Source organism: uncultured Gilvimarinus sp., from assembly GCF_963975215.1.
In the GTDB taxonomy this organism is placed as follows: Bacteria; Pseudomonadota; Gammaproteobacteria; order Pseudomonadales; family Cellvibrionaceae; genus Gilvimarinus.
Window position 1 is genome coordinate 35,122 of the sequence record NZ_CAXBFW010000022.1, and the last position, 17,332, is coordinate 52,453.

The window sequence follows — 17,332 nt, forward strand, 5'->3', positions numbered from 1 at the left end:
GGATCCATACCGGAGTTTGTCGCCACACTTCCGGCTGACAATATTTCCAACAGTACCTCGTTGCCACAACCATGTGGCTGTTACGCTTTAAGTTCAGGTGCGATTACGCCTTTACTGCATCTTTTAATGTTACGCCAAACCCACTAGCCCTAACGTTTAGGCAGATACGTTAACGGGTTAACCGGTTTGCCATCGCGCCTTATCTCAAAGTGCAATTTCTGTTTATCGGTACCGCTGGAACCTAATTTAGCAATTTGTTGACCGACTTTTACGCTATCTCCCTCGCGCACTAACAGTGCATCGTTGTGCGCATAAGCACTAAGGAAGGTTTCGTTATGTTTGACGATCACCAACTTACCGTACCCGCGCAGCCCGGTACCCGCGTAAACCACTCTCCCAGCACCGGCTGCAAGTACAGAGTCACCTACTTTGCCACCAATATCAATACCTTTGTTTAAACCATCGCCACTGCTAAAACGGCCGATTACCGGCCCACTGGCGGGCCAGCGCCACTGCACTGCCCCACTGGGTAATGGCGCCAAAGGCGGCGCGGTAGCGGCAGGTGTTTTATTTTCAGAACGTGGCGCCTGATTCACTTGTGGCGTCGACGCTGTGTTCACCGATGTACGAGGCCCTTGCGCCACAACCGTAGAGTTATTGCCACTGCTAACAGGGCGCCGGGGGTTGGCCGCAATAGCCGGGGGCGGCTTACGCTGAGAGGCGTCGTCGATATCCAGACGCAGCTGCTGCGACTTATAAATCGTATAGGGCGGACCGATGCCGTTGTGACGCGCAAGTGCCCTAAAATCCAGCCCGTAGCGCCACGCGATAGAGTAAAGCGTCTCGCCCGATGAAACGCTGTGAACCAGAATTTTACGGGTGGGTGGCTGACGCCGGTCGGCGACATCGGCCGGAGGGGCGGAGCTACAGGCGGCGAGCCACAAGGCGATCAATATAATGAACAGGCGATTTATGCGACAACCGCATAATGTGATCTGCATCCACATTTTAGCCTGCTTCATCGACCCACTTACCCCTGCCGGCTTATTTACTTTTGCGATTAGCAACGCCCCATTATTTAAAAATTATCTTAAATAATGCGTAGCAACATCAAGTTTTAACGCTACCCGCCATTTTTGTACGTTTTTTTGTCAGCCAACCAGCGCCGTACTCCAGGGCAAACACCATTACCACCGCCACAACAAACAAGGCCAGCACACTGGGCCAGGCACTGTTTGCACCCACGCTAGCCTCAAACTGCCAGGGCATCAGGTTGCGCTGCACCAAAGGTACCAGCTCCCCGTGACGGTCTACCATGGTTGTTACGGTTTGTTTCCAGGGCCAGACAATACTCAGCGAGCCCGCCAACACACCGCACAACACCGCCAACGTTGGCTGCCGGTAGCGATTTAACAGCCAATGTAACAGGTGCGAAAACAGTAGCAACCCCAGCACGCAACCGGCCATAAAGGTCGCCAGTAACTTAAGATTAAAGTCGGTGACAGCGCCAATAATAACCGGGTATACCCCCATAATAAGCAGCAAAAAACTGCCCGAGATACCCGGTAAGATCATCGCACAAATGGCGATAGCGCCCGCGGCAAAGATGGTCGCGGTGTTAATGGGCATATTGACGGGCTTAACCGAGCCAAGCCAAATGGCCGCGAGCGCGCCCACCACAAAAGCCACTAACACCAATACCCGGCGCCACTGCAAATGCCGCCCAATATAAACCGTAGAGGCCAAAATAAGCCCACTAAAAAAGCCCCACACCTGCAACGGGTAATTGTGTAGTGCAAACTCGATAGCGTGAGCCAGGGTGGCAATGCTCAATAAAATGCCGCCAAACAGCGCACACAAAAAAGTGCCATCCACATGGCGCCAAAACGCCGTCCAGCCTTCGCGTTTAAGTATTAATAGTGCAGCGGGTGTAAACGATTTAAGCGCGCCCAACAGGCGCTCGTAAATACCGGCAATAAAGGCAATGGTGCCACCCGAGACGCCGGGCACCACATCCGCGGCGCCCATGGCCATGCCTTTTAGGACGGTTGCCAAGATGGAGGTTGACACCATTAGCGAGCGGTTCCCGATAGCAGCGGGACAAAGCGCACGGGCTCTAAAACTTGAGTGACAAAATCGTCGCTGTCGCCCTGGCGCATAATCAGATGCAGGCTCTGCTCGCGATCGCCCACCGGAATCACCAGTACCCCATTGGGGGCCAACTGTTGTTTGAGGTCTTCGGGGACAAAACGCGGCGCGGCAGTACTTAAAATACCGTCAAACGGGCCTTTGTCGGCCCAGCCAAAACCGCCGTCGGCATGGCTTAAAATCACATTGCGTAACCCCAGTTGACGCAGCCGCTGGCGGGCTTTGTCTTGCAGCGGCTTAATACGCTCGACGCTGTACACCTGCTCGACCAACTGCGCCAGTACGGTGGTTTGATAGCCCGAGCCGGTGCCAACCTCTAGCACCCGCTTTAGGTTGCCGCCGGCGGCGCCCAGCAGGATTTCGGTCATACGGGCGACAATATAAGGTTGCGACAGGGTTTGACCAAAGCCGATAGGCAGGGCCGAGTCTTCGTAGGCGCGGTGCGACAACGCCTCATCCAAAAACAGATGACGCGGGGTATTGCGGATCACATCCAGCACTTTTAAGTCACTAACGCCCTGCTCCATAAGCCGCTGCACCAGCCGCTCACGGGTGCGCAGCGACGTCATGCCCACACCTTCCAGAATCAGATTGCTCACCCTTTACCCCTGTTAAATCGGCCTCGGCTAGTGCCCAGTGCCTTTTTTGATCTCGCCATTTTTAGTTTGGCCACTATAGCATAAAAGCCAATCAATTCAGGCCTCTGACAGCCGCTTCGGAAGCTTGGTGGCAAGCAGCTCGGCGATCACCGATGTGGCGTAACAGCCCACGCCCAAGGCAAAATCGAGGCGCAAGTCATCGCCCTGCCATTGCCAGCTTAAGCCCTGTGCTTTTGATACCAGCGCCCGGCGATCCTGGTTAACACCGGTAAACTCCAGCGGCTCGCACCAGTGCTGCCAGGGCGCCAGCACTTGCTCCTCCAGCGCCAGCGCGGCACCTGTTACCTGCGGCCTACCCCGGCCCCACAGTGGGCCACTGGGTAGCGCCTCACCGCCAATCTCGATGGGCGACTCGTCGGGCATTAGCTCGCGCCAGCAATCGCGCTTGACGCGCTCTGCCAACACTTGGTTAAACAGGTACGAGCGCGCCGCCGACAGCGCCATAGAGCGCTTGGGCCGGTTTTTAATGCGCACCTGATCGACCAGTAAACGCTGCGCCAGCACCAAATTGCCGCCGTCGATACCAAAGCGCTGTGGGCCAAAATAGTTGGGCACGCCGTGCGTGGCAATGTCGGTTAAACGCGGCTCCAGCGCTGCCACATCGGCAGTTACCCCGCGCAATAAAATACTAAAACGGTTGCACAAATGCTGACCCCGGCGCAGCTTTTGCCGGTGGCGCGCAACCTCTAGCACCCGGATGGTGTCGGTTCGCAGGGCCTGCCAGTCGGGCTCCGGGCCTTTGGGAAGATACACGCTAAACCACTGGCGGGTAATGGCGTGGCGATCTTTCAGCCCGCAGTAGCCAATATCGCGGGTTTCAATACCCGCTAATGCCGCTATTTGTCGGGCGATCCAGGCGGTGTTATCGCCGTCTTTCTCGATGTACAAATAAACATGTTCACCCTCGCCCGAAGGGCTAAAACCGAGTTCTTCGGTCACTAAAAAGTCGGCATTTTCGGTGCGAAAGCCCGCCTCACCCAACAAATCACCGTGAGCACGGGGAAAGTTAATAGCAAATTCTTCAGGCACACGGCTCTCCGACCAAAGGTTTTAATAAGACGCTCGCCTGCGCGGCAATGCCCTCTTCACGGCCGGTAAAGCCGAGCTTCTCGGTGGTGGTGGCTTTTACGTTGACCTGATTAATTGCACAATCTAAATCGGCGGCGATGGCCTCACACATGGCGGATATATGCCTCGCCATACGCGGCGCCTGCGCAATAATCGTCATATCGGCATTGCCCAACTGCCAACCATTGGCGCGCACTTTTTGATTTACCAGGCGCAGCAGCTCACGGCTATTGGCGCCTTTGTACTGCGGGTCAGTATCCGGAAAGTGGTGGCCAATGTCCCCCAGTGCGCAGGCGCCCAGCAACGCGTCGCACAAAGCGTGCAGCAATACATCGCCATCGGAGTGCGCCACCAAGCCATGGGTATGCGGGATCACCACGCCACCGATAACGATTTTATCGCCCGGCCCGAATTTATGAACGTCGTAGCCCTGCCCTATGCGCATATTTACTCCTCCCTTTGGTGACGCAGTATCGCCTGCGCCAGTACTAAATCTTCTTGGCGGGTCACCTTAATATTGTCAGCCCGCCCCTCAACCACAATAGCGCTGGCGCCACCGTGCTCCATGGCACTGGTTTCATCGGTTACCGCAATACCGCTGGCTTTTACCTCGCGCAGCGCCCGCGCTAAATCCTGACACCTAAAACACTGGGGCGTTTGCGCCGCCCACAGCTGGCTGCGATCCAGCGTACGGCTAACCCAACCATCATTAACCTGTTTAATCGTGTCATTCACGGGCGTTGCCAGCAGGCCCCCGGCGGCGTCACTGGCGCGCACTTTATGCAGCAGCCGCTCTATATCAGTGACCCGCACACAAGGGCGCGCCGCATCGTGCACCAGCACCCAGTCATCCGGCCCGGCAAACAGTTGCAGCGCTTGCAATGCCTGTAACACAGAGTCAGCTCGCTCGGCGCCACCGATTACCGTGTGCACGTTGGGGTGGCTGGCCAAAGCCAGAGTGGGCCAGTGGGCATCATCCGGGCCCAAAGCCACAACCACGCCTTTAATGTCGGGCACGGCCAATAGCTTCTCTAGGGTGTAAGCCAGTATGGGCTTGCCATCAATGGGTAGGTATTGTTTAGGGGTATCGCTGCCCATGCGGGTACCACTGCCCGCCGCAGGTACGATAGCCCAGCATCTGCGCGCTAGATCTTCTGGCATAGAGGTGTCTTATTCGTCGGGGGTATGGGTCATAAAGAAGGTTTCGCCGTCTTTGATCATGCCAATATCGTGACGGGCCCGCGCCTCGACCACTTGATGGCCGGTTTTTAGATCCTCGACCTCGACAGCCAGCACGCGGTTGCGCTCTAGCAGCTGCTCATTTTTTGCGCTTTGGCGGACGATTTCTTGCTCCAGCCGGGCACGGTGGGCATAGCTGCCATCCCCGACCCAAAGCCGGTATTGCAGCCCCACAAATATCACTATCAAAATCGCGAGCAACCATTTCATAGGCGGCAGTTTATCGCAGCTTGGGGGTAAGGGCTATCACAGTCGATAATTCTGGGGGCACCGCTCACAGTTAACAGCCGGGGCGCGGCGGTGTATAGTAGCGCCCGCTCTGTTAACCCATTACCGCACGCACTCTCATGGCCAAAAAGAAATACCAAGTTAAGCTTAAAAGCTGGGGCATTTACACCCCCTGGGACAATGAATCTAAGGCGCTGCCTAAGCTGCTTAAAGTCACCCGGGAAATCCCCTGCGAGCTGGATATTGAGTTCGGCTATATCGCCAACATTAAAAAAGCCAAAAACAAAAAGCTGCAGTACTGTATTTACCACCCGGACATCCCAGGCGACGACGGCGAGCCACTTGCGCCTTTTAGTGGTGAAGAGTTTATCCGGCAAAACGACTGGAACTTTTTTATCGGCGACACCATTTGGGCCCCGGTAGAAAACAAGCAGGGCCCCTGGCGTATTACCCTCGCGATTGAGGGCGAGCTTATCGCCGACGAGACCTTCACCATGGTAATGCCCGGCGCTTAATCGGCGGCACTGTTGCGAGCCCCGCCGCGCTTGCAGGTTATTTGTCGTCGCTAAACATTGATTTTAAGCCGTCTAACGCCTTCTTATCTGACTCGGACACTTTGTCTTCAATCGCTTTGGTCGCCTCTTCTATGGCGCGATCGCGCAGCTCGTCTTCCAGGCGATCCTGCGCCTTATCCATTAACGGCTTCACTATCGCCAGCGCCAACTCTTGCGGCGTTAACCCCTCCTCACGGCTGCCAATATTGCTCTGATTAATGCCTTCAAGGGTTACCGTGCGATTTTTAAAACTGGGCGAGATCACCGACATTTGCGTGTTAGTAAACGACAGCTTCTCGATCATAAAGCGCAGCTGTTTGGTCTGGCCTTGGGGCTCCGCCTCGGGCTTGGGTTCGCCATCGGCAAACTGCGAGCGCACGTTATCGAGTATCTCTTGCACATTGGTGCCGGTTGCGCCGTCGTGTTCGGCGTTTAAGGTTACCCCGTCAATTAAAACTTCATTCAGTACAATCACATCCGATCTAACGCTGGCGGGCTCAATTTGCAGCGCTACCTCGCTAAACTGGAACAGGTTGTCCGAGCTATAACCCGGCGGGTTGGCGATGCTCAGGCCATAGATCTCGCCCCGGCCTTTAAGCAGCTCGATGTGCACCCGGTCGACATCCACTTGGGTTTTGGTCACATCGGTGCCGACCTTCTCGATACCCGACTCTACCAATGAGTCCAGATTGCTAAACAAGTAGTAAAGGCCACCTGCTACCGCCACAACGATCAACAGCAGTACGATTAAAATAATTTTTGAGGCTTTCATGGTTTTATCCTTTTCTGTCGTGATCTAGTAAGTTCATTCAACCGGGGCGCGCACCATCTCTGACTCCACCGAGTCGACAATGGCATCCCACCCCTCCACAATTACTTTATTGGCTTTAGCGACCATTGCGCTCACCGATTGCCGCTCGATCTGAGCCAGCTTATTGCGCTGCTGGGCTATACTTTGGCGCAATGTGGTCACCTCGGCGCGCAGCGAAGTCACCTCGGCGCTTAGCGCTTGCTCTCGCTGGTAGCCCATATACAGCACCGCAGCCTGCGCCAGCACCACAACCCACAGTAAAAGCATCATTAATCCACGCATGGTTTTGCTCCGCTCACTTGCCTAAAAAATTTGGATTCGCGCCTGCACACATGCACCCGCTCGCAAAAAAGCCTATCATAGCGCGATAGCAACCGGTTAACGCTTTAAGCGCCACCAGCCGGGTAGATAAGCCAACAAAAGACTCTCAACCGAAGCCAGATTTCATGACCAACGACAATTTCGCCCTGTCCGCACTAAACGCTTTCGCGCTGCTGTTTATTGGTTTGCTCGTGGTGGTTATTATCACCGTGATCGTCCTTTACATCATAGACGTGAATCAAAACACCCACACCATTAGGCGCAACTACCCGGTTATTGGCCGCTTTCGTTACCTTTTTGAGCATATGGGTGAGTTTTTTCGCCAGTACTTTTTTGCCATGGACCGCGAAGAGATGCCCTTTAACCGCGCCGAGCGCTCGTGGGCCTACCGCGCGGCCAAAAACGTCGATGCCAATATCGCCTTTGGTTCGACCCGCGACCTATCGCCCACTGGCAGCGTGATGTTTTTAAACTCGGCCTTCCCCACGCTCGAGCAAGACGCCGCACTGCCCTCCGAGGTTACCATCGGGCCATACTGCCGCACGCCCTACACCACCAGCTCGATCTTTAACATCTCGGGTATGAGCTACGGCGCCCTGTCACGCCCCGCCGTCCGGGCGCTATCGGCCGGCGCCGCCAAGGCCGGCTGCTGGCTAAACACCGGCGAAGGGGGCCTATCGCCCTACCATATGGAGGGCGGTGGCGATATCGTGTTTCAGGTGGGTACCGCCAAATACGGCGTGCGCGACGCCGAGGGCCATCTAAGCGATGAACGCTTAAAAGTTATCGCCGGGCACGACAACGTGCGCATGATCGAGGTCAAACTCAGCCAGGGCGCCAAGCCCGGCAAAGGCGGTATTTTACCCGGCGAGAAAGTCACCGCCGAGATCGCCGAGATTCGCGGTATTGCCGAAGGGCACCCGTCCATCAGCCCTAACGGCCACCCGGACATCCGCTCGGTCGACGACCTGCTGGATATGCTGGAACATATCCGCGAAGTCACCGGCAAGCCAGTGGGCTTTAAAGCCGTGATTGGCGATAAAGGCTGGCTGAGCGACTTGGTACAGGCCGTTAAACAGCGGGGCATCGACCGCGCACCGGATTTTATTACCATCGATAGCTGCGACGGCGGCACCGGCGCGGCGCCCCAGCCACTGATGGACTTTGTCGGCCTGCCGCTAAAAGAGAGCCTGCCCTGGGTATCGGATTTGTTAAACCAAGCTGGCCTTAAAGAGCGTATTAAAATCATCGCCTCGGGCAAGTTGATTACCCCGGCCAAAGTCGCCTGGGCGCTGGCCTGCGGCGCCGACTTTACCGTTAGCGCACGGGGTTTTATGTTTGCCTTAGGTTGTATTCAGGCCATGCAGTGCCACAAAAACACCTGCCCCACCGGGGTCACCACCCACGATCCAAAACTGCAAAAAGGCCTCGACCCCACCGACAAAGCCACCCGCGTGGCACACTATCAGCGCAATATGACCTACGGTGTCGGCCTGATTGCCCACGCCTGCGGCGTCACCGAGCCGCGCCAGTTGCGCCGCAGCCACGTGCACGTTGTCGCCGCCTCTGGCCTTTCTGCGCCATTAAGTGAAACTCATCCCGAACCTATCACTCTGATAGATGACCAAACTCGCCCTGAGGAGCCCCAGCGCCAACTCAGTGGTAACCAAGAGGAGCTAATCGATGAGTAAATGGTTGCGTAACGCCCTACTGCTGCTGGTAGTTATCAGCCCCTTTAGCAGTGCCCAATTTGAGCCGCAGTACCCTATTATTGAGGAGCTAAGCTGGACCGACAGCAGCTACCTGGCCAAACAGCGGGCGCGGGTTGACCGATTAACCCGCGAGAACACCGGCACCCCGATTCGCGGTGACAAAACCGACCTAAACACACTGCAGCGCGTCGTCGATCGCGAGTTAGTGACCAACGATGACAAGCTCACCCTGCAAGCATTGGGCGTCGTGCTCGCCGACGTCATGCTCACCGCCGAGCCCGCGCTCGAGTGGAAAATCTACGAGGACAAACGCGGCCGCTCGCGCGCGCTTTGCATCAAAGACACGCAGGATTGTCTGTTTCCTGTTACCATGCTGTCGCGGCGCATGAAGGTAGGCTTAAAGCCCGATGTAAAAAAAGTCTATGTCGAGGCGATGGATTTGGTAGGCGCACAGTTACCGCCTTTGCCCTATGGCGAAACGCGGGAGTATCTTCCTTATTAGAGTGCCGTCTATGGCGGACTTTTAATAAGCCCGTGTCGCCGGGCGTAGCGAGTGACTTTTCTTTGTTTGCCAAATCAAAGTAACCAAAAGGCCGCTCCTGCGCATTCATGTAGCGCTACGGCTGTCCTCTAAAATCGGTTTCCGCTCGGCCGACTGCAGAGGAGCCATAAAGGCACTTCGTCGCGCAATAGCCTAATCAAGATCTTTGAGCTGAAGCAAAAGCAGAAGCCTTGGATAATTAACAACCCTTACTGAACAACTCATTAAAAATTATGGAAGCATTAATAGGCTCAACCCTCGCCGTTGCTATTGCCGAGATGGGCGATAAAACTCAACTGCTCGCCCTTTTGCTGGTGGGCCGCTATGGTCGCCCGGCGCTTATTTGTTTAGGCATTTTAGTGGCTACGCTCATTAACCACGGTTTATCGGCGTGGCTGGGCGATTGGATCGGGGGCTTAATTCCACCTCAGTGGCTACCCTGGATTGTCGGCGTCAGTTTTCTTGCGGTCGCCCTGTGGATGCTAATACCCGACAAAGCCGATGACACCGACGGCCGCTTTGCCGCACTCGGCCCCTTTGGCGCAACCTGCGTGTTATTTTTTCTCGCCGAGATTGGCGATAAAACCCAAATCGCCACCGTGGTACTCGCCGCTAAATACAGCGCGACCTGGATGGTGATTATCGGCACAACACTCGGCATGTTGTTGGCGAACGTGCCGGTGGTTATTTTTGGCCGCTGGATACTGCAGCGCATTAATTTAAAGTGGGTGCATATCGGCGCGTTTGTGTTGTTTTTGGGGTTTGCGTTGGCGAGTTTTTGGCAGGGGATTTGATAGGACGAGAACGGAGAACGGAGAACGGAGAACGGAGAACGGAGAACGGAGAACGGAGAACGATAAATGCTAACGAGGTATTAGCTGCTCAATATAGGCCAGGGCCAACATCCCTCGACACTCTACGTGATCCCGTGTAGAGCGAAGCGTCGAGACGGGACCCAGAGTCTTTAAAACTATGCTTAATTCACAAAGGTAAAACGTATCGAACCTCCTCCACATTTGCGTGAGACGCTTCTGTTTTTTCTTTCCCCTCCAGAGAAAACCCGTGAGACTCATAGAATTGAATGGCGCGGACATTTTGCTTTGCCACCCACAAGTAAAGTGCCCGGTAGCTAGCCGAAGTCTCCTTCACCACTTCTCGCAGTAAAGCGGTACCAACGCCTGAAAGCCACACAGTAGGTTTTACATTTATACCCACCAACTCCGCCGAGTGCTCACCACCCAAATCGGTATCTCTCGCCGGGCCGAATACGCTAAAACCCAGCAAACCATCGTCATTTACCGCCACTAAATACCGCCCCGGCCCAGCGTGCTTTAGCGCTCTTTGCCAGTTTGAGCGGTATATCGCCATATCCATTGAATCAAGAAACTCGTCGGGCATAATTCCAGAGTACGCAGACTTCCACGCTTGAAACTGCACCTGTGCAATTGCTTCAGCGTCTGAAAAACGAGCTTCCCGAATATTCATAGCAACTTCCTTTTTCTAGCTGTCGCCTCAAACTTGGCGAAAGCTACCGCTAACACGGGCATACAAACAAAATCCACGTTAGCAGCAGCCTTTATCCCCAGATTAAAGCCACTGGGTCCCGGGTCGCCGCTTCGCTCTGCCCGGGACGACAATCAAAATCTACAAAAATCGACGAATCTTCTCCGCTTGCGCTGCAAGCTCCTCCGGCTCGCCCTGCCCCGCGCGGGCAAAATCCAACTCGCCCATTTCATCCATCGGCACCAAATGTAAATGCGTATGGGGCACTTCTAAACCGGCAATAATCATCGCCACTCGCTCGGCGGGAAACGCTTGCTGCAAGGCGCGTGCGATTTTTTGGCTCACTACGGTTAAGTGCGCCATCGTGTCGGCGTCAAGGTCGTACCAGTGGTCGACTTCTTGGCGGGGGATCACCAATACATGGCCGGGTTTTAACGGGCCGATGGTCATAATGGCAACGGCAATGTCATCTTGCCAAACAAAGTGGCCGGGAATATCACCGGCGATAATTTTGCTAAAAATACTGGCCATAAAGCCTCCTTTAATAAACAGCAATGCTGTGGTGCATCAGTTCGCGCGCTAAAATCTCATCGAGGTTAGTGAGTTGATCCTGCTCTATTTCGATAATAGCGAAGTGCGCGGTTCTTAGTTTCTCGCGGGCATCTAAGTGCCCGGCCAACTCGCCCGGGCCAGTTGGCTTACCCCAGTACACGATGGCTATTTGTTGCTGAGGTAAATAAAAATCGACGGTTAAGCGCTGTGTGCCGCCGCTGCCGGGCAACACTAACGTGTAGTCTACCGCGTGGGTTAAACCTGCCACATACAGCCAGTTATCAATTTGTGCGCGACCGGCGTCGCCCGCCGGGTGCCCATCGGTGCAGGTAGTCGCTGAGGGCGATAATTGCTGCGCGGCCAATTTAAGTTGCGGGTTTTCCAGCAGGCTCTCGGGCCAGGTCACAAACGGAATGGCCGTGCTATCACTAACGTGCTGTTGACCGCCTAGGGCTTCACCGCGCTCGGTTAAATGCCAGCCGTGCACATGGCGTTTTATCCAACCGCGCTCGGCTAATAATAGGTTCACTAAACGCGCGGGTAAGTTTAGCTTTTGGGATAAGTTTCGCGCACTCAAGGGGGCGTCGGGCAACAAACGCAACACGCTGTGCTGGCGCAAAGACTCGGGCCAAACAATGTACTCGCCATACTTGGGGTGGTTGGCGTAAGTGCCCCCTTCAAAGCGGCCCTTTTCGGTTAAATGCCATTGGCCGTCCACTTTGACGATCCACCCACTATTGGCCAGCAAGATAAACAGCTCTTTGCTGTCTTTGCCAATAGCCCGCGCCAGCGCGGTAGTCGATAAATGCTTATGTGCTTGTTTATCCTGCATAACCTATCCGTATCAAAAAGCCCGCGAGCCACGTAAACACCAAGCGTAACATGATATTACAGAGCTACTATAAAATGCGGTTTGATCAAAGCTCCGGGCGCAATACTAAGCCACTGAACCCCGTGTCGCCGCTTCACTCTGCACGGGATGACGGGGTAGCGAGTTACGCGGCTCTGTGCAAGCGCCCGTGAGTGGCCGCGGGACGCTGGTTAGTCCTTTGCCTACGTCCCCATAATATGGATGTGAGGACGTAGAACAACGCAGGTGTAGTTGTCGAAGTGTGCAGGCGCGGCCTTTTGAGGGCTTTGCTCTCACCCAAACAAAGAAAAGTAACGCGCCACGCCCGTCCACACGGGCCTATAAAAAGCCCACGCCAACGGCAACCCTACCGGTTAAGGCCTTCGCTGCAGCGCCCCCTAAAAATACCGCTGGTCAAACCCTGGCCAATACCCTATACTGCGCGCCTCAGTAAAGCCCTCCTATATAAAGAGCCACAAATTTTAAGGCTCGTCTGCGTGCAAAGAACACTGCAGGGTAATGCTGATTGGCTCTAGACTCTGGCAAATGACAGAGAATCGGAGCCCGGGAGGAAGCTAAAAAAAGTAACTGCTCAGAGTGCAGGTAAAACTGCGCTGAAATTTGAATAGTTATCTGAACGTAGCTTCCCGGCAGTGTGTATACCATGCATGTGTCTCGCCTGTGCTTATTTTGGCGCCTAGCCGCGCCCCAGTTATCTACGCAGCGGTTGTCTAGCAATCTGCGTCGTTATCAACGAGCCAAATGGCGAATACCCGAGTTTAACTGTAGCCCTGCTACGGTTGCCGGTCGTTGTCTGTGTTGCACTTTATCGTAAACGTCACCCCACACGCGGGTGCGTCGCTGCGATCATTCCGGGTCAAACTCCGCCTCACGGCGCGCTGTGTCGCGTCACCGTAAAGATTGTTGCGCATTGGCGCACCTGGGAACTATAAATGACCACAGAAAACCTTACTTTTTCCGATTTGGCCCTTTCACCGGCGGTATTAAGCGCCGTAACCAAAGTCGGCTATGAAGTACCCTCACCGATTCAGGCAGCCGCCATCCCGGCCCTGCTGGACGGTAAAGACATCGTTGGCCTGGCGCAAACCGGTACCGGTAAAACCGCCGCCTTCGCCTTGCCGATGCTGTCACAAGTCGACACCACCAAATCGCACACTCAAATTCTGGTGCTGGCGCCAACCCGCGAGCTTGCTATTCAGGTAGCCGAGGCCTTTCAACGCTACGCCAGCGAAATGCCCGGCTTTCATGTGCTGCCTATTTACGGCGGCCAGGATATGCGCGGCCAGTTGCGTCAGCTTAAGCGTGGCGCTCAGGTTGTTGTGGGCACCCCCGGCCGGGTAATGGACCACCTGCGTCGTGGCAGCTTAGATCTGTCTAAGTTAACCAACTTAGTATTGGATGAAGCCGACGAAATGCTGCGCATGGGCTTTATCGACGACGTATCCTGGATTTTGGAGCACACCCCGGCCACACGCCAAACCGCGCTTTTCTCGGCCACCATGCCCAAAGAGATTCGCCGTGTTGCCACTACCTACTTGCGCGACCCGGAAGAAATCCGCATCGCCAACGAAAGTAAAACCGGCGCCAACATCGAGCAGGTTTACTGGATGGTGAGCGGCACCAACAAGTTGGATGCGCTAACCCGTATTCTCGAGGTTGAGCCGTTTGATGCCATTATTATGTTTGTGCGCACCAAAACCGCTACCGTAGAGCTGGCCGAAAAACTAGAAGCACGCGGCTACTCGGCAGCGGCCATTAACGGCGACATGAACCAGCAGTTGCGCGAGCGCACCATCGAGCGCTTAAAGAACAAGAAACTGGATATTTTGATTGCCACCGACGTTGCCGCGCGCGGTATCGATGTGGAGCGTGTAAGCCACGTTATCAACTACGATATTCCGTACGATAGCGAAGCTTACGTTCACCGTATTGGCCGCACCGGCCGCGCCGGCCGCTCGGGTAAAGCGATTTTGTTTGTCGCCCCGCGCGAAAAACGCCTGCTTTACTCAATCGAAAAGGCGACTTCACAGCGCATTGAAGCCATGAAGCTGCCCAGCGGCGACACCATTACCGCCGCTCGTGTGGATCAGTTTTTTCAGGGTATTACCGATGTCTTAGAGTCGGAACAGGACATGAGCTTTTTTGACGAGCTATTGGGTAACTACTGCCGCGAAAAAGAAATCGAGCCCGAGCAACTGGCCATGGCCATGGCTTACTTGCTGCAAAAAGATCGCCCGCTGCAAGTTAAGCTGGCTGACATCAAACCCGATCCGGTTCGTGAAAAGCGCGAGCGCAGCGATCGCGGTGATCGTGGCGACCGCCCAGAGCGTCGCTCACGCGGACCAGAGCAAGGCATGAAGCGTTTTCGCATTGAGGTTGGCCGCACTCACGGTGCCCGTCCAGGCGACATCGTCGGCGCCATTGCCAACGAGGCCGGCCTGCAAAGCCGTCAAATCGGTCAGATCAAACTGTTCGATAGCTTCTCGACGCTGGATCTGCCCGAAGATATGGCAGCGCCTATGGCACAGAAGATTGCCTCGATTCACGTACGCGGCCAAGTGTTGTCGCTGAGTGAAGATCGCGGCCCCGCCCGCAAAGGCGCTGGCAGCTTTAAGCCAAAAGGTAAAAAGAAAAAGTTTGCCAGCAAGTAATTAAAGCAAACGACAAAAAAGGGGCCGCTGCAAAGCGGCCCCTTTTTTTATGCTTTGGCAACAAACACCAGCCAAGCAATAGCGGCTACAGCACCAATTAACACACCCCACAACACCCGTGTCGCTGTTGCTTTGGCGATAGGTGCCGTGGCTGAGCTTTCCACTCGCGCTGCACTGGTCGCGGTTTGCTCGATACTCGGATCGATAACCGGCTCGGCCTTATCCCACTCATCCACCACTTGCCGCGCGCTATCGTAGTCGGCCTCAGCAACCATCACCCGCACAACACCCAAAGCCTGCAGCTCGCCGATGCCGCCTTGCAGATATTCACCCTGGATGCGCGCCGCAATGCCCGCCTGCGCCAACACATCGACAATCATTTTCGCCTCGATAGTATTGGCGGCTTGGTACAACAGTATGTCGGTCATGGTGTCGCCTCAGTGAAGTAAACGGCTTTACAGCCAGGCGCGACGATAATTAACCACATCGGTTAACAACGAGTCGCGCAACTCGCTCGCCATTGCCGCCGGCAAACAGGGAATGGTCAAGACGCCATCGGCGCTCCACACCTGCAAATGCACAAGCCCAAAACAACGGGATACCGGCGTGGCTACCACCCGTATTTTTTGCAACTTGCCGGTAGGCAACCAGCGCTCGGTAAAGCCGATAAACCCGGTGCGTAAAGCCAACCACTCAGCACTGCGGTAGTAACCCAGGCAGTGCCAACGGCGCCAAAAATACCCGTAAATGAATGGGATAAACAGTAAACCCAGCAAGCTCACCGCACCCAGCGCAAACCAGCCCACCGCCACGGCCGCCACCGTAATGACGCTGAGCGAGACCACAGGAAAGACTTGGTAAAACCGACTGATGCTTTGCCACTGCGCCGTCGGCAATGACAGCTCACCGCGCAGTAACAATAAATTAACGATATCCAGCACCGGCACAATAAAACGTTGATTATTTTGCGCCTGCGCCGCGCCAAAACTGCCGGCTTTACTGATATGCACAGTATGGCGGCGCAATAAGCGCGCGATTAGCCCCTGACTAATGGTGACTTTTTGCAGCTTGTAATGCTTAAAGCCGCGGGTGCGTATGGTGGTAAGGCCGGCGCGATACTGAAACCGATCCCCTACCCGGGTTAAGTGGTAGTTCCAGTAACGCACCAGCGCCAAAATCACCGACAAGCCAAACAGCAATGCCGTACCGGCCAATACCGCCATAAGCGCCAGCACTAATGTTACCGACACCGCCAGATTGTCACTGACCCACGTAACCAAGCCGTACACTTGCGAGTGCTCGAGTGACGCGACCGAAGTCTCGATTAGCGGGCCGAGGTATTGCCCCAAAGGCGCCGCCAGCGGCGCCAGGTACAAGAGCGTGTTGTGCATTAAACCGTAGCGCAGTATCTCGGCCGGCGGTAAATGCAGGGAGAATTCAGGCTCGCCTGCGGCAATCGAATTATCCGCATCACCCTCTGTGGCCCCAGCTTGGGCTGCCTGCTCCAACACCAATTGGCGCAAGTTCTCGGCCGCCTGCACACTCAAGCCGGGCACGTCCACCTCTTGCTGAGCCGAGCCGGCACTCTCAAAACCGAGCGTTGCCAGGTTAAACGGGCGAAAGTAAAACGGGTGGGCAATGTCGGCCTGCTGTACCCGATCAAAATCCAGCGTAAGACGTTTACGGTTAAACACGCCCGAGCGCAAGGTTAAGCGGGTGAGCTCGACTTTATAGCTAAAAAACCAGTACTGTAAAAACACGCCCACAATAAGAAACACCAGCAACGCCGGCACACCGTACATTAACGCCATGTGGCGCAAGGTTTCGCCGCCGGCGAGCAACGGCACCAGCGCCGGCCAAAAGTTAATCAGGTGCGGAATGGATTTAACAAAAAAATAGACCGTGGCAATTGGCGATACCCGCTGCCACTCGTTATTCGGCTGCATCCAGCAGCTCCTCTGCCACCACCTGTTGGGTCAGGTAGTTTTTTAAACGGTGGGCGGTATCTGTCGGCAAACCCGGTATTTTTACATCGGACTGCCCCCCACCGGCGGTATACACCACCAACTTACTTAAACCAAACCAGCGCTCGATGGGGCCCTGAGTCACCTCGGTGTGCTGTACCCGGTTGTTACCGGCCGAGGTCGTCGAATGCCACCAAAAGCCCATACGTATATGCACGTCTTTCTCGCGCAATAAATACTGCGTGTGGCGCACCCGGCGAGGTGCCCAGACAAAAAAAAGAAACAATCCCAAGGTGCCCACACCCCCAAGAAGGTAGCCAATCACGGGCAACACAACCGGGTCGCCCAGCCACGCAAAAACCACCCCGGCCAGGCAAATAATAAAAAAGTAAATAAAAACAACGATGCGCAACACCCAGCAATAACGCGGGTCAATGGGGCGCCAGGGCTCGTCGAGCAAAGGAGGAAGGGTATCGTCGGTTACAACTGAATCAAGCTGTGCCATTGCAG

General features: G+C 55.2%; 20 protein-coding genes. 5 read left to right on the forward strand and 15 right to left on the reverse strand.

Features of this window, described 5'->3' with window-relative positions:
- Positions 1-149: 149 nt before the first annotated feature.
- The 7 genes from AAC019_RS13500 to AAC019_RS13530 form a co-directional block, all read right to left on the reverse strand.
- A complete protein-coding gene (locus AAC019_RS13500; RefSeq protein WP_339899516.1) occupies positions 150-1,022 on the reverse strand; it encodes a peptidoglycan DD-metalloendopeptidase family protein in 873 nt (290 codons plus the stop codon).
- An 88-nt stretch (positions 1,023-1,110) separates the two neighbouring features.
- Positions 1,111-2,073: a DUF368 domain-containing protein gene (locus tag AAC019_RS13505; RefSeq protein ID WP_339899518.1), complete on the reverse strand. Its 963-nt coding sequence runs from the start codon at positions 2,071-2,073 to the stop codon at positions 1,111-1,113.
- Complete coding sequence (locus AAC019_RS13510; RefSeq protein ID WP_339899554.1) at positions 2,073-2,717, reverse strand: protein-L-isoaspartate(D-aspartate) O-methyltransferase; 645 nt, start codon at positions 2,715-2,717, stop codon at positions 2,073-2,075. The genes AAC019_RS13505 and AAC019_RS13510 overlap by 1 nt, the downstream gene beginning before the upstream one ends.
- A 126-nt stretch (positions 2,718-2,843) precedes the next feature.
- Complete coding sequence (locus AAC019_RS13515; protein ID WP_339899520.1) at positions 2,844-3,836, reverse strand: tRNA pseudouridine(13) synthase TruD; 993 nt, start codon at positions 3,834-3,836, stop codon at positions 2,844-2,846.
- Positions 3,829-4,320 carry a 2-C-methyl-D-erythritol 2,4-cyclodiphosphate synthase gene (gene ispF, locus AAC019_RS13520; protein ID WP_339899521.1) on the reverse strand — a complete coding sequence of 164 codons (492 nt, stop codon included), beginning with the start codon at positions 4,318-4,320 and terminating at the stop codon, positions 3,829-3,831. The genes AAC019_RS13515 and ispF overlap by 8 nt, the downstream gene beginning before the upstream one ends.
- Before the next feature lie 2 nt (positions 4,321-4,322).
- A complete protein-coding gene (gene ispD / locus AAC019_RS13525; RefSeq protein ID WP_339899523.1) occupies positions 4,323-5,036 on the reverse strand; it encodes a 2-C-methyl-D-erythritol 4-phosphate cytidylyltransferase in 714 nt (237 codons plus the stop codon).
- Between the two features lie 9 nt (positions 5,037-5,045).
- On the reverse strand, positions 5,046-5,324 hold the full coding sequence (locus tag AAC019_RS13530; RefSeq protein ID WP_339899524.1) for a septum formation initiator family protein: 279 nt from the start codon (positions 5,322-5,324) through the stop codon (positions 5,046-5,048).
- A gap of 137 nt (positions 5,325-5,461) precedes the next feature.
- Between AAC019_RS13530 and AAC019_RS13535 the strand changes: the two genes are divergently transcribed.
- Complete coding sequence (locus AAC019_RS13535; protein ID WP_339899526.1) at positions 5,462-5,857, forward strand: DUF3859 domain-containing protein; 396 nt, start codon at positions 5,462-5,464, stop codon at positions 5,855-5,857.
- A gap of 37 nt (positions 5,858-5,894) precedes the next feature.
- Here AAC019_RS13535 and AAC019_RS13540 read toward each other — a convergent pair whose 3' ends face one another.
- Positions 5,895-6,668, reverse strand: a complete 774-nt coding sequence (locus AAC019_RS13540; protein ID WP_339899527.1) for a hypothetical protein — start codon at positions 6,666-6,668, stop codon at positions 5,895-5,897.
- 33 nt (positions 6,669-6,701) lie between these two features.
- Positions 6,702-6,989 carry a hypothetical protein gene (locus tag AAC019_RS13545; protein ID WP_339899529.1) on the reverse strand — a complete coding sequence of 96 codons (288 nt, stop codon included), beginning with the start codon at positions 6,987-6,989 and terminating at the stop codon, positions 6,702-6,704.
- Positions 6,990-7,153: 164 nt separating this feature from the next.
- Here AAC019_RS13545 and AAC019_RS13550 point away from each other — a divergent pair, with 164 nt between their 5' ends.
- The 3 genes from AAC019_RS13550 (at position 7,154) to AAC019_RS13560 (ending at position 10,075) form a co-directional block, all read left to right on the forward strand.
- Entirely contained in the window at positions 7,154-8,719 is a 1,566-nt protein-coding gene (locus tag AAC019_RS13550; protein WP_339899531.1) for an FMN-binding glutamate synthase family protein, read from the forward strand.
- On the forward strand, positions 8,712-9,242 hold the full coding sequence (locus AAC019_RS13555) for a DUF3806 domain-containing protein (RefSeq protein ID WP_339899533.1): 531 nt from the start codon (positions 8,712-8,714) through the stop codon (positions 9,240-9,242). Before AAC019_RS13550 ends, AAC019_RS13555 begins: the two co-directional genes overlap by 8 nt.
- Before the next feature lie 272 nt (positions 9,243-9,514).
- Positions 9,515-10,075, forward strand: coding sequence for a TMEM165/GDT1 family protein (locus AAC019_RS13560; RefSeq protein ID WP_339899534.1), 561 nt, complete (start codon positions 9,515-9,517; stop codon positions 10,073-10,075).
- Between the two features lie 187 nt (positions 10,076-10,262).
- Here AAC019_RS13560 and AAC019_RS13565 read toward each other — a convergent pair whose 3' ends face one another.
- The 3 genes from AAC019_RS13565 to AAC019_RS13575 form a co-directional block, all read right to left on the reverse strand.
- Entirely contained in the window at positions 10,263-10,766 is a 504-nt protein-coding gene (locus tag AAC019_RS13565) for a GNAT family N-acetyltransferase (RefSeq protein WP_339899536.1), read from the reverse strand.
- A 159-nt stretch (positions 10,767-10,925) separates the two neighbouring features.
- Positions 10,926-11,315 (reverse strand): HIT family protein, encoded by a 390-nt coding sequence (locus tag AAC019_RS13570; RefSeq protein ID WP_339899537.1) that lies wholly within the window; start codon positions 11,313-11,315, stop codon positions 10,926-10,928.
- A 10-nt stretch (positions 11,316-11,325) separates the two neighbouring features.
- The gene (locus AAC019_RS13575; RefSeq protein WP_339899539.1) at positions 11,326-12,168 is read right to left on the reverse strand and encodes a 4-alpha-glucanotransferase; all 843 of its coding nucleotides are present in this window, start codon (positions 12,166-12,168) and stop codon (positions 11,326-11,328) included.
- Between the two features lie 971 nt (positions 12,169-13,139).
- Here AAC019_RS13575 and AAC019_RS13580 point away from each other — a divergent pair.
- Positions 13,140-14,858, forward strand: a complete 1,719-nt coding sequence (locus AAC019_RS13580; protein ID WP_339899540.1) for a DEAD/DEAH box helicase — start codon at positions 13,140-13,142, stop codon at positions 14,856-14,858.
- Between the two features lie 47 nt (positions 14,859-14,905).
- Here the strand turns inward: AAC019_RS13580 and AAC019_RS13585 are convergent, their stop codons facing one another.
- Genes AAC019_RS13585 through AAC019_RS13595 form a run of 3 tightly spaced genes read right to left on the reverse strand, consistent with a single transcriptional unit; the run spans position 14,906 to position 17,327 of the window.
- The gene (locus AAC019_RS13585) at positions 14,906-15,286 is read right to left on the reverse strand and encodes a DUF2007 domain-containing protein (RefSeq protein WP_339899542.1); all 381 of its coding nucleotides are present in this window, start codon (positions 15,284-15,286) and stop codon (positions 14,906-14,908) included.
- A gap of 27 nt (positions 15,287-15,313) precedes the next feature.
- Complete coding sequence (locus AAC019_RS13590; RefSeq protein WP_339899543.1) at positions 15,314-16,804, reverse strand: PH domain-containing protein; 1,491 nt, start codon at positions 16,802-16,804, stop codon at positions 15,314-15,316.
- Positions 16,791-17,327 (reverse strand): PH domain-containing protein, encoded by a 537-nt coding sequence (locus AAC019_RS13595; RefSeq protein WP_339899544.1) that lies wholly within the window; start codon positions 17,325-17,327, stop codon positions 16,791-16,793. Before AAC019_RS13595 ends, AAC019_RS13590 begins: the two co-directional genes overlap by 14 nt.
- Positions 17,328-17,332 lie beyond the last annotated feature (5 nt).

What these genes read in the sequence shown, in the direction of transcription:
- AAC019_RS13500 (WP_339899516.1), bottom strand. Translation starts at nt 1,022, where the DNA reads ATGAAGCAGGCTAAAATGTGGATGCAGATCACATTATGCGGTTGTCGC.
- AAC019_RS13505 (WP_339899518.1), bottom strand. Translation starts at nt 2,073, where the DNA reads ATGGTGTCAACCTCCATCTTGGCAACCGTCCTAAAAGGCATGGCCATG.
- AAC019_RS13510 (WP_339899554.1), bottom strand. Translation starts at nt 2,717, where the DNA reads ATGACGTCGCTGCGCACCCGTGAGCGGCTGGTGCAGCGGCTTATGGAG.
- ispF (WP_339899521.1), bottom strand. Translation starts at nt 4,320, where the DNA reads ATGCGCATAGGGCAGGGCTACGACGTTCATAAATTCGGGCCGGGCGAT.
- ispD (WP_339899523.1), bottom strand. Translation starts at nt 5,036, where the DNA reads ATGCCAGAAGATCTAGCGCGCAGATGCTGGGCTATCGTACCTGCGGCG.
- AAC019_RS13530 (WP_339899524.1), bottom strand. Translation starts at nt 5,324, where the DNA reads ATGAAATGGTTGCTCGCGATTTTGATAGTGATATTTGTGGGGCTGCAA.
- AAC019_RS13535 (WP_339899526.1), top strand. Translation starts at nt 5,462, where the DNA reads ATGGCCAAAAAGAAATACCAAGTTAAGCTTAAAAGCTGGGGCATTTAC.
- AAC019_RS13540 (WP_339899527.1), bottom strand. Translation starts at nt 6,668, where the DNA reads ATGAAAGCCTCAAAAATTATTTTAATCGTACTGCTGTTGATCGTTGTG.
- AAC019_RS13545 (WP_339899529.1), bottom strand. Translation starts at nt 6,989, where the DNA reads ATGCGTGGATTAATGATGCTTTTACTGTGGGTTGTGGTGCTGGCGCAG.
- AAC019_RS13550 (WP_339899531.1), top strand. Translation starts at nt 7,154, where the DNA reads ATGACCAACGACAATTTCGCCCTGTCCGCACTAAACGCTTTCGCGCTG.
- AAC019_RS13555 (WP_339899533.1), top strand. Translation starts at nt 8,712, where the DNA reads ATGAGTAAATGGTTGCGTAACGCCCTACTGCTGCTGGTAGTTATCAGC.
- AAC019_RS13560 (WP_339899534.1), top strand. Translation starts at nt 9,515, where the DNA reads ATGGAAGCATTAATAGGCTCAACCCTCGCCGTTGCTATTGCCGAGATG.
- AAC019_RS13565 (WP_339899536.1), bottom strand. Translation starts at nt 10,766, where the DNA reads ATGAATATTCGGGAAGCTCGTTTTTCAGACGCTGAAGCAATTGCACAG.
- AAC019_RS13570 (WP_339899537.1), bottom strand. Translation starts at nt 11,315, where the DNA reads ATGGCCAGTATTTTTAGCAAAATTATCGCCGGTGATATTCCCGGCCAC.
- AAC019_RS13575 (WP_339899539.1), bottom strand. Translation starts at nt 12,168, where the DNA reads ATGCAGGATAAACAAGCACATAAGCATTTATCGACTACCGCGCTGGCG.
- AAC019_RS13580 (WP_339899540.1), top strand. Translation starts at nt 13,140, where the DNA reads ATGACCACAGAAAACCTTACTTTTTCCGATTTGGCCCTTTCACCGGCG.
- AAC019_RS13585 (WP_339899542.1), bottom strand. Translation starts at nt 15,286, where the DNA reads ATGACCGACATACTGTTGTACCAAGCCGCCAATACTATCGAGGCGAAA.
- AAC019_RS13590 (WP_339899543.1), bottom strand. Translation starts at nt 16,804, where the DNA reads ATGCAGCCGAATAACGAGTGGCAGCGGGTATCGCCAATTGCCACGGTC.
- AAC019_RS13595 (WP_339899544.1), bottom strand. Translation starts at nt 17,327, where the DNA reads ATGGCACAGCTTGATTCAGTTGTAACCGACGATACCCTTCCTCCTTTG.